The sequence below is a fragment of the Gottfriedia acidiceleris genome (assembly GCF_036421055.1).
In the GTDB taxonomy this organism is placed as follows: Bacteria; Bacillota; Bacilli; order Bacillales; family Bacillaceae_G; genus Gottfriedia; species Gottfriedia acidiceleris_C.
In genome coordinates, this window is the sequence record NZ_JAZGQS010000029.1 from 1 (window position 1) to 10,166 (window position 10,166).

The 10,166-nt window shown below is 33.8% G+C and carries 8 protein-coding genes and 3 tRNA genes; 2 read left to right on the plus strand and 9 right to left on the minus strand.

The window, feature by feature from the left end:
• The first annotated feature begins 629 nt into the window (after positions 1 to 629).
• Complete coding sequence (cls, locus tag RAH41_RS22245; protein ID WP_331225440.1) at positions 630 to 2,072, plus strand: cardiolipin synthase; 1,443 nt, start codon at positions 630 to 632, stop codon at positions 2,070 to 2,072.
• Positions 2,073 to 2,205: 133 nt separating this feature from the next.
• Positions 2,206 to 3,024: a M15 family metallopeptidase gene (locus RAH41_RS22250; RefSeq protein WP_331225441.1), complete on the plus strand. Its 819-nt coding sequence runs from the start codon at positions 2,206 to 2,208 to the stop codon at positions 3,022 to 3,024.
• Between the two features lie 76 nt (positions 3,025 to 3,100).
• Here the strand turns inward: RAH41_RS22250 and RAH41_RS22255 are convergent, their stop codons facing one another.
• From RAH41_RS22255 to RAH41_RS22295, 9 genes are all read right to left on the minus strand, one after another.
• Positions 3,101 to 3,829 carry a GntR family transcriptional regulator gene (locus RAH41_RS22255; protein WP_331225447.1) on the minus strand — a complete coding sequence of 243 codons (729 nt, stop codon included), beginning with the start codon at positions 3,827 to 3,829 and terminating at the stop codon, positions 3,101 to 3,103.
• Between the two features lie 60 nt (positions 3,830 to 3,889).
• Positions 3,890 to 4,672 carry a fructoselysine 6-kinase gene (gene frlD / locus RAH41_RS22260; RefSeq protein ID WP_331225442.1) on the minus strand — a complete coding sequence of 261 codons (783 nt, stop codon included), beginning with the start codon at positions 4,670 to 4,672 and terminating at the stop codon, positions 3,890 to 3,892.
• Positions 4,673 to 4,735: 63 nt separating this feature from the next.
• A complete protein-coding gene (locus RAH41_RS22265) occupies positions 4,736 to 5,749 on the minus strand; it encodes an SIS domain-containing protein (protein WP_331225443.1) in 1,014 nt (337 codons plus the stop codon).
• A 108-nt stretch (positions 5,750 to 5,857) separates the two neighbouring features.
• Positions 5,858 to 7,228 carry an amino acid permease gene (locus RAH41_RS22270; protein WP_331225444.1) on the minus strand — a complete coding sequence of 457 codons (1,371 nt, stop codon included), beginning with the start codon at positions 7,226 to 7,228 and terminating at the stop codon, positions 5,858 to 5,860.
• A gap of 24 nt (positions 7,229 to 7,252) precedes the next feature.
• Positions 7,253 to 8,074: a TIM barrel protein gene (locus RAH41_RS22275; RefSeq protein ID WP_331225445.1), complete on the minus strand. Its 822-nt coding sequence runs from the start codon at positions 8,072 to 8,074 to the stop codon at positions 7,253 to 7,255.
• Positions 8,075 to 8,727: 653 nt separating this feature from the next.
• Positions 8,728 to 9,282 carry a hypothetical protein gene (locus RAH41_RS22280; RefSeq protein ID WP_331225446.1) on the minus strand — a complete coding sequence of 185 codons (555 nt, stop codon included), beginning with the start codon at positions 9,280 to 9,282 and terminating at the stop codon, positions 8,728 to 8,730.
• Between the two features lie 504 nt (positions 9,283 to 9,786).
• Positions 9,787 to 9,869, minus strand: a tRNA-Leu gene (locus RAH41_RS22285).
• Positions 9,870 to 9,882: 13 nt separating this feature from the next.
• Positions 9,883 to 9,955, minus strand: a tRNA-Lys gene (locus RAH41_RS22290).
• 123 nt (positions 9,956 to 10,078) lie between these two features.
• Positions 10,079 to 10,153 (minus strand) — tRNA-Gln (locus RAH41_RS22295).
• Between the last annotated feature and the right edge of the window lie 13 nt (positions 10,154 to 10,166).

Below are 10,166 nucleotides of genomic sequence, written 5' to 3' on the forward strand. Positions count from 1 at the left end.
CCATAACCTTTTGATCCGTAGTCAAACGCTCTATCCAATTGAGCTACGGGCGCATATTATAAAGTGTGTCGTCTTCGTTAGCGACTTTTACAGTTTATAACATCTAACTGTGTATGTCAACATTTTTTTAAAAGTTTTTTTAACTTTAAAAGCTTACTACGATAAGCTTTCGTTGACTTCGTTAACTTGTCTGACGTGACTTAAACTATATTAAAGCATCGAACAATTAATGTCAACACTTTTAAATAAAAAAAAAACATGAGTAATCCACTTTTTATCTACTGATCGTATTTACCTGAACTTATTGGGCCTTTTTATGTTATTCATGTAGCTTTAATCAGTACATATTTATCGTTTCTGACATAATACTACGCAACATTAAATGAATTACTATAGTACTATTTAAAGACAGACTCCGATTAAAGTAGTTCCTCTCCCTTTCAATACATCGTGAAGTTTAAATTTCCGTTTTTTTAATTGACTAGAATTGGTATAAATAATACTCCTTTAAATTAGAGTAAGTATGAGGTGTTAGAATACTTTTTCTATTAAATAAAAAATATTATTAATGTGCATTAAAAAAGATATTAAACTAAAATAAGATAAACTTACTATTAGGAAGGTGAAAAATGGATATTAATTTTCTTACAATCCTCCTTATCATTAATATACTTCTAGCAGGAGTACTAGTATTTATTGAAAAAAGAGATGTTGCCGCTACATGGGCGTGGCTAATGATCTTACTTTTTATACCTATAGTAGGATTTCTACTATATTTATTTTTAGGTAGGCAACTAAAACAAAAGAATTTCTATCATCTATCTACTAAAGAAAGAACTTATCTTCAATTGGCAGTTACCGACCAAGCTAATAAAATTCATAATGATCAAAGTTTTAGCCAGGATGAGCTACTTTCAAAACATTCACATTTAATTATGATGAATTTAAAGTCTGCTAATGCTTTATTAACGACAGATAATGAGATCCAAACGTTTAGAGACGGACACGAAAAATTTAATTCTCTATTCAAAGACATACAACTTGCCCAAAAAGAGATTAATATTCAGTACTATATCATCCAGCGTGATTCATTAGGAAAAAAACTTAGAGATGAACTTACAAAAAAAGCAGAAGAAGGTGTAAAAGTACGAGTCCTTTACGATGACATCGGATCCAAAAGAATTACCCCCTCTTTTTTCAAAGAACTTGTTAAACATGGTGGAGAGGTAAAAGCTTTCTTCCCTTCATTTTTAAGACTCATCAATTTTCGATTAAATAATAGGAATCACAGAAAACTGTGTATTATTGATGGAAGTATTGCCTACATAGGTGGGTTCAATATTGGAAATGAATATCTTGGTATTGATCAAAAATTTGGTTATTGGAGAGACACTCATTTTCGTATAAAGGGAGAATCAGTAAACCAAATTCAAGGGAGATTTATTTTAGACTGGCAACAAGCTACTAATCAGCCTGTACATAATATAGAGGAATTTTCATTTAATAATGAAAAAAATGTTGGAAGTACCCCTATCCAAATAGTTGCAAGTGGACCAAATTCAGAAACAGAGCACTTAAAAAACATGTACGTTAAGTTAATTATGTCTGCCAAAAAAAGTGTTTATATTCAAACACCGTATTTTATTCCAGATGCAAGCATTATGGATGCGTGCAAAATCGCAATTTTATCCGGTATCGATGTAAGAATTATGATTCCAAGTAAACCTGACCACCCATTTGTGTATTGGGCATCTCTATCATACGCTGGAGAACTTTTATCGTATGGCGCTAAAATACTACTTTACGAGAATGGTTTTTTACATGCTAAAACAATCGTTGTTGATCAAGAAGTAGCTTCGGTAGGAACAACGAATATTGATACACGTAGTTTTAAATTAAATTTCGAAATAAACGCTATTACCTATTCAGAAGAAAAAGCTTCTGAGCTTCAAAATCTTTTTTTCATTGATAGTAATCATTGTAGTGAGCTTACAATTGAAAAATATCAAGAGCGTTCAGTCATAATTAAGTTAAAAGAAGCAATCTCACGCCTCTTATCTCCAATATTGTAAACAAAAAACATTACTTCTACGGTAATGTTTTTTATTTTATCTTTATTGTTTCAAAATGAAAGGTGATGTGTGCTTTTCTGTAGAATAATGGTTATAGCTAACAGATTATTAAAAAAATCAAAGAAGGTGAAATATGAGAATTATTAAGAAGATATATGTATTTTTTTTAACTCTTTCATTTCTGTCGATAAGTTTATTTGTAAGTCCAGATTCTACCTTTGCAGCAAATAAAGTTTATACTGTAACTGCAAATAAATTAAATGTTCGTAGTGGGCCTAGTGCATCGTATAAGTTGATCGGTTCAGTTAAAAAAGGCCAACTTTTAACCGTTATTAATAAACACTCCAATGGATGGTATAAAATTAAGTTTAAAAAGACAATAGGATTTATAAATGGAAAATATGTGATGGCAGAGTTCATTAACGTTAAATCATTAGATAATCGTATTATTGTTGACTTGAAATATAACACAAGCAATAACTTTACTGGTAAACGTATTTATCATTTTAGTCAAGCAATACTTAGGACAAGCACAGCAAAAAAATTAGCAAAAGCAAACGCAATACTTAAAAAACAGGGATATACAATTAAAGTATGGGATGCTTATAGACCTTTATCTGCACAACAAATACTTTGGAACGCATATCCTAATTCGGATTATGTAGCTAAACCTGATCCTAAAAATATCCGTGGACACCAACTTGGCGCAACGGTAGATATTACACTATGTACTTTAGATGGAAAAGAAGTACAAATGCAATCTAAATTCGATGATTTTTCTTCAAGAGCATCTCGAAGCTATAAACGAAGCAGTGTACAAGAAAATAATTATCAAATTATGGATAAGGCAATGAGACAAGTAGGTTTTGTAGGCTATTCTAAAGAATGGTGGCATTACTCAGATAGCAATCAAAATTTCAAACCTATCCAGGTAAATCCTGCAAATTATTAATGCTAAAAACTCACTTTTGAAAAATATCAAAAGTGAGTTTTTTAATATGTATTTCATTTAAAAATAATAGTAATTTCTATTTTGTCCGATGAACAGTTAAGGTTACTTTGCTTGTTTCGCACATAAACGTTGAAAGGTGGACAGGTTCCTCATTAGAATCATAGGCGATTTTTAGGATTTTAAAGAGATTGGCTCCTATATCACATTCAAGGTAATTAGCATATACTTTTGTCGCACCGATTACGTCAATGATTTTATCGTTGCTTAGGATTTCTGTATTATAGTCCTTTGAGAGAACTTTATAAGTTGATTCGTCAGTTGCAATTTTCTTTTCCAAATCAGGAAAACGAATTAGTGAGTAATGCGCAATATCATAAAAAAGTGGACGGTCGTTAACATACATAAGTCGCTCAAGCTCTAGCACACGACTTCCTTCCTCAACTTTAAGATATTCTGCAACGTCCTTTGATGCCGGGATGACTTCACTTCTTAAGATTCGGGAATTTGGAATCATCCCTAGTTGATGGCTAAACTCTGAGAATCCGCTTACAGATAACAGTTCATTATTAAACTTATTCGATGCCACAAACGTCCCCCTGCGTGGTATGCGAGTCAAAGTACCATCCTTCACTAATTCCTCAATGGCCTTTCGAATAGTGATTCGACTAACATTATATGTTTCACAAAGCTCGGCTTCCGTGGGAATCTGCTGATCTGGTTTATATTTCCCTTGCTGAATATCATTCTGCAGCATTTGCCTTATCTGCATATAGAGAGGCTGTGGAGTTGAAGAATTTAGGTTCATAATTTTCATCCTATCCGTCAATGTTTTTCACCATTATTATACACTGCCGGCCAGTTATCGTCACCATGCACCGAAGTAGCTAATTGTTTTTGCAGCCGTTTTAGTTCCCAAATCCAAACACTGTTGGATTGAAAGACCCTGTAAAGTTCCATAAAGAAAACCGGATATAAAAGAATCTCCTGCTCCCATTGTATCTACAACGTTATCTTCTAATACTCCAAATTGATAAAAGTGTTCGCCGTCGAAAGCAAGTGATCCATTTTCTCCAAGCGTAGCAACTGCCACCTTGGAACCTTTTGTTTTTACATCTTTTAAAAATCCCCTGATAAATTCATCATCCTTTGTATAAGAAAAAAAGGAATAGTCCACAAAACCAGGTAGTGTTTTAACTAAATCGTGCTTTAACTGATCTGAAAAATCAAATGCAGTTAGCAACCCTTTTTCTTTAAAAAGTGGATAATACCCATCAACATGTCCCCATATCCCAGCATGAACAAGTTGATGAGTTTGAATAAACGCCTGTTCCTCATCAGTTAATGTAAACTGAGCCATTACTCCTTCATCATAAACTCCAAAATGGCGGTCATTGTTAATCAATTCAACATGGGTAACAGCTGTTTTTCCTAACTTTTTAGAAATAAACGACGTATCGACACCCTTACTCTGAATCGACTTAATCATTTGATCACCGAAGGAATCACTACCAACCCAGCCGATATACGAAGAATCTGCCCCTAACTCCTTTAAGTAGACAGCAACATTTACTGGATTTCCTCCAGGATACACTTTCCCGTTTGTAAGATAGACATCCATACAGTTATCTCCGACTGTAACAATTCTCATCCAATCCCAACCTTCTTTTTAATCTAAGAAACGAGCACTACTGTGTAGTGCCCATTAAATTTATCAATATTCTACTTTGCGGTAGTATCTTCTTAGGTCTAATGAGTGGTTTCTTTCCCTTTCAAGGTAAACACTGATTCGACTTAAAACTGCCCAGTTAATACTGACAGAAAAGTGTTTTCTAAATTCCTCACTAATGCCTAGCAATTCAAATTCCTTTGTATCAATAACGGTTAATTGATTCGTAATTTTTTCAGCGAACCTTTCAACACGCTCCATCAATGGTCTTGTTTCATCTTCACCTTTAAGTAAAATAACACTTGTATCTTCAACTACTAGCTCGAGCGTACCATGGAAAAACTCCGCTGCATGGATGGATTTTGCATGAATCCATTGCATTTCCTCCAAAATACACATTGCGTACGAATAAGTGTTACCCCATAAGTTACCTGAGCCCACCATCATATGATAATCTGTATCCTTATGTTTAATAGCAAACTCCTCAGCCTTTTTATCAAAGTCTTTTACGGCAGCTAAAATCGCTTGTGGCAACATGGAAACTTCTTTTGTGAACTGTTCATATTGCGGAAATTCATTGTTATTATACATGAAGCGGAATACTACCATGTACAACAGCATAAAGAACGTATCAAAAGAATGTTTTTCCGAGCCGGTCGTAATACAGTAATCCACTACCTGCGTTAATGGAGTATTCGGCTCCGCTACTAATGCAATTGTAGTAGCCCCTCTTTCTTTACAATACTCTGCAGCCGCAACAGTTTCTTCCGTTGTCCCTGAAACAGAAGTAAAAATACATACGGAATCCTTTGAAAAATGCTTATTGTTCATGACCATAAACTCGGCAGCGATTTCGGCATGTACATTAATCGTTGAATTTGATTCTAAAATATATTTATAAGGATACATCATTGCAATCGTTCCGCCAGCACCAATTAGAAAAAGATTGCTGTAACCTTTTTGACAGATTGAATCGACGATATCCTCAATTTTACTTCTAAATGTAAGTCCTTCTTTTTCTACAAGGTTTAAAAATAGCGCTTCATCAAATTTTAACATGATTAAATCCCCCTACATATTATATTATTTGTTATGTCTTGTATTATAATTAAATATAACAAATAATGCAATCGCTTTTTCAAAAAACAGGAAGCCAGTATAAGTAAACTAGCTTCCTGAAATAATTGAATTCTTCTTTGTTACTAGATTATCGTCTTTGTTCTTATTCGGTCCGTATCTTTTTTCCCAGTAAAAGTAAACAGGTAGTCCAGTAGCGATGACAATAAATGCTGCTACCATTCCTTGCCATGGAGCCCAAGTAAACGTACCCCAAGCAAGCCATGATGCTCTCATAATTGCTAAAATCGTTGTTAGTCTCCACACTGGCATCCTATAAATCGGGTTATAATCATCCCGCTTACGGCATTTATATACCGCTACAAAATCCAAAATATTAATTACTAATTGAATTAAAGTAAAATAACCTAGTAATGTGGTTAAATTGGTTGCAAAAACTAGAATACATGCATAAGTAACTTGAACAATGATTGAAAAACTTGGTGTCTCATACTTTGGATGGACACGACCAAAACGTTGGAAAAACAGTCCGTCTTTCGCCATCGCGTATTCCAACCTAGGCTGAAACATGATACAGGAACTAAGTGATCCTAATATAACTATAATTGCAGTAATCGCAACAAACGATGAAGCAATATGAGATAGACCTGGTATATACTTAACCGCATCAGAAACAGCTGCACTGGAATCCATTAATTTATTAAAAGGCATTAATCCGGTTACACATACTGCTAGCAGAGTATATAAGATTAACACAATAAAGACAGAGCTAATCAATGCACGAGGTAGCGTTTTTCCCGGATTTTTAAATTCACCTGCCATAAAACAAATCGCAGCCATTCCGGTATAAGCCCAAGTTGTGGCAGAAACACCGCCAATTAGACTTGTTTTTACCGTTTCACCATGAGGCGTATAAGAGAAGTTCCCCATGTTCATATACATGAAACCTAGAACAATCACAATAATGAACGGAATAATTTTCACGGCAGTAATAATGACTTGAAAAAGCCCACCCTCTTTTACACTTCGATAATGAATTGAAGTGATTATTAAAATAATCGCAACCCCTAACAACTTGCCCGCAATTCCAGAGAAGAACGGAAAAAAGCTTGCCAAGTAAGAAACGACGGCTAAAGCCATAATAGAAATAGATGGTGGATCAAGTGCCCAAAACGTTGCCCATCCGTATAAAAAGGCTAATGGCCTCCAGCCTGCTTTATTCAAATATACGTAACCGCTTCCATTTTCAGGATAAGCAGTTGATAATTCAGCAAGAACCATTACTTGAGGAATAGCGATAATACCGCCAATGATCCAAGCCAAAATAGAAATAGAAGGGGTTCCCGCTGCTTTTGCTACATCACCAGATGAGACAAATATACCTGATCCTACGGTCGTACCAACAGCAATTGCTAATGCCGACCAAAATCCGAGCTTTCGTGTAAGCGTAGTATTACTCATAAAGGGCTCCTCCAAATTTTCAAATTATACAATTCCTAATTCATTTAGTTTCTCTAATGATTTTTTAACAGCATCTAGTGGATTTTGATAATAAGTTGATCCCATAATTTCAAGGGTACATGCCCCATCGTATTGGTGCTTTTGAAGGCATTTTACATATTCTCTCCATTGTAAATTACCATCATCTAAACCAAGATGAGAATCTGTCTTACTATCACCGTCTATTAAATGGAAATGACATAGCTCTTTTAGCAATAAAAAATAATCTTCTGGTGTCTCACCCGCCAGGTTCATCGCAACGGTATCAATCATTCCTTTTAAGGAAGGAGATTGTATTTCTTCAATCATCTTCTTTAATTCCCGCGTATTAATAATTAAATTAGATTCAAATCTTGTTAATGGCTCAAGTGCAAGTGTGATACCCTCGCGTTCCGCCACCTTCGTAATTTTATAGATTGATTCACTTTCATATTTCCATGATTCTTCTTTTGTTATGGAGAAATCACCTATCCCTGAAGTAATTAGCATCTTATCCGTCTCCAATACCACAGCAGAGTGAATATTTTCAATAAAATAATCAATACTCGTTTTACGCCAATTTGAATCTGAAGTGGCAAGGTTGTAAGGATAGACGCATTGTTCCGGAGTATAGCAGACTACTTCCATACTTCTAGCTTTAATTTCTTTCTTTATCTCTCTCAAATTGGAAAGCAGGTTCCTATAAACAAAGAGATGTGGTTCGCCTGCCCATAATTCAATGCTACTGATGCCTAACTGGTCCATACAATCCAAAAAATACTGGATAGGATAATGTTTGAACGTGATATTCATTCCTGCTATTTTCATTAATTACCTCCCTTTCCCTTAAAAATTATTCCATTTGTTATGTTTTGTATTATAATCAAGAATAACATAAAATACAATAAATTTTAAAAATTTTTAATTTTTTAATAAGTTATAAAAATCTAGTCTCTCACTGCCAACTTCTGAAAGTTGAATTTTTACGATTAAGTAGTAAGTTAATATGACTGTGTCTTGTAATACTTGCTATGCCGATGTTTGTTGATGGTAATTATTCAATTTCTTCTTAGAAATCAAATTTATCTTCTCGATTTTTTCTCTACAATTCGCTTTAGTTGCTCTTATCATAGATTAACGAGTACTTTTCATAAGAATCTCTACACTTTGATTTTCATACTAGTTATTTACTTAAAAATCTATTGAACAATAAAAAAACTTCTACATTTCGTAGAAGTCTTAGAATTTTTATATAACTTAATGTGGCCGAGAGGAAATGAACCTAGTTTATGTTGTTACGACCTTTTTTTAACTCAAACAATTTTTGTATTACAGTAATGCTAATAAATAATATAAGAAAACCCATTATAGGATAAAGTATGGTTTTGGACATTAGTTTGTTATAGATATACAAAAATAGAACCGCCCATAAGAATATCGTAGAATATTTTAACATGGTATTCATATATACCCACTCCTAATTAATCTATGTCTATCCACCCGTTATTCGGCTTTTTATCTCTTTTATCAAGTTGTTTTGTAATTTGAGCACCAATATCCATATAATCCATCGCTATTCCGACAGCAACTCCTACCGAAGTTGCTAATTTTTTTGCTCCCCAAGCTTTTAATCTACTAATAACAGTTTTTGTAAACATTTTTTCAGCTTCTTTTTTGCCTTTTTTTATGATAAACGCTTGAATTGCACCGACACCAACACCAACAGCAGCTCCTATCGCTACATTTATGACTGAACCTGCAAAATTGACTCCTATTTTTACTGAAATAGCTGCTGAAGCTCTATTTATTGCAACGTTTTCTTGAATTACGTTTTTAATATATGAAACTTGATTAGAAGAACCCTCTTCTGAGATCTCTTCAATATTATTTTCTAACTCACTTTGAGACATATTTAAGTTTTGGTATGTAGTAGAAGTTTCATCAAAAAAGTTAACTAAAGCTTCTTTATATACTTCTTTTTCTTCTTCGTTTAAATCAATTAATGCAACTTGTTCTTCTACTATACTATAAAACAACTCTCTTTCTTTCTTGTTCATTTCTTGTATAGATGGAACATTTGCAACAGCTACCTCTAAATCAAATTCTTAATCTTGATTTCATTATTACCCCCTCCTTTTAATATTTAATCCAAGTATAACAAGGAAAAACCCTTCATAATTGTTCTAATTTTGACTATTTTTTTACCAAAAATGACATAAAAAAGGAGCTGGCGATTGCCAACCCTAAAAATCTATATCCCATCATAAACTAACAATAATATTCTTGATCAAGTTGTGACTAAAGGTAAAACTAAAAATAATGGTTTAGCAACTTTTGTAAGTTCACCTTATGATAAATACACTTATATATAGTGTAGATTTATACATTTAAAGTATTAACATATCCAATACTTTAAAATTCAATAAAAAAAGATGTTACCGAAAATATCAGTAACATCTTATATTTAAAATCAATTGGAGTATAGCAAATTCAACTCCACTATTTTTTTATAAAAATCTATAAACCCTTGAAAACACTAATGCGGCCGAGAGGACTTGAACCTCCACGGAGAAACCTCCACTAGGCCCTCAACCTAGCGCGTCTGCCATTCCGCCACGACCGCGAATAAACAAAAGTGAGCCATGAAGGATTCGAACCTTCGACCCTCTGATTAAAAGTCAGATGCTCTACCTACTGAGCTAATGGCTCATAATATAATAATATTACAAGTATAACTAAATACCAAATATTTTTAAACCTACTTACTGTTTACACGATCGCGTCTAAGATAAAACATCCCCTTACCTTAAACATTTCTAGTCAAAACTAAAATGGCTGGGCTACCTGGATTCGAACCAGGGCATGACGGAATCAAAATCCGTTGCCTTACCGCTTGGCTATAGCCCAATGAATAATCTAT

Bases quoted from the DNA above. Each gene is read 5' to 3' on its own strand.
- cls (WP_331225440.1), top strand. From the start codon at position 630: ATGGATATTAATTTTCTTACAATCCTCCTTATCATTAATATACTTCTA.
- RAH41_RS22250 (WP_331225441.1), top strand. From the start codon at position 2,206: ATGAGAATTATTAAGAAGATATATGTATTTTTTTTAACTCTTTCATTT.
- RAH41_RS22255 (WP_331225447.1), bottom strand. From the start codon at position 3,829: ATGAACCTAAATTCTTCAACTCCACAGCCTCTCTATATGCAGATAAGG.
- frlD (WP_331225442.1), bottom strand. From the start codon at position 4,672: ATGAGAATTGTTACAGTCGGAGATAACTGTATGGATGTCTATCTTACA.
- RAH41_RS22265 (WP_331225443.1), bottom strand. From the start codon at position 5,749: ATGTTAAAATTTGATGAAGCGCTATTTTTAAACCTTGTAGAAAAAGAA.
- RAH41_RS22270 (WP_331225444.1), bottom strand. From the start codon at position 7,228: ATGAGTAATACTACGCTTACACGAAAGCTCGGATTTTGGTCGGCATTA.
- RAH41_RS22275 (WP_331225445.1), bottom strand. From the start codon at position 8,074: ATGAAAATAGCAGGAATGAATATCACGTTCAAACATTATCCTATCCAG.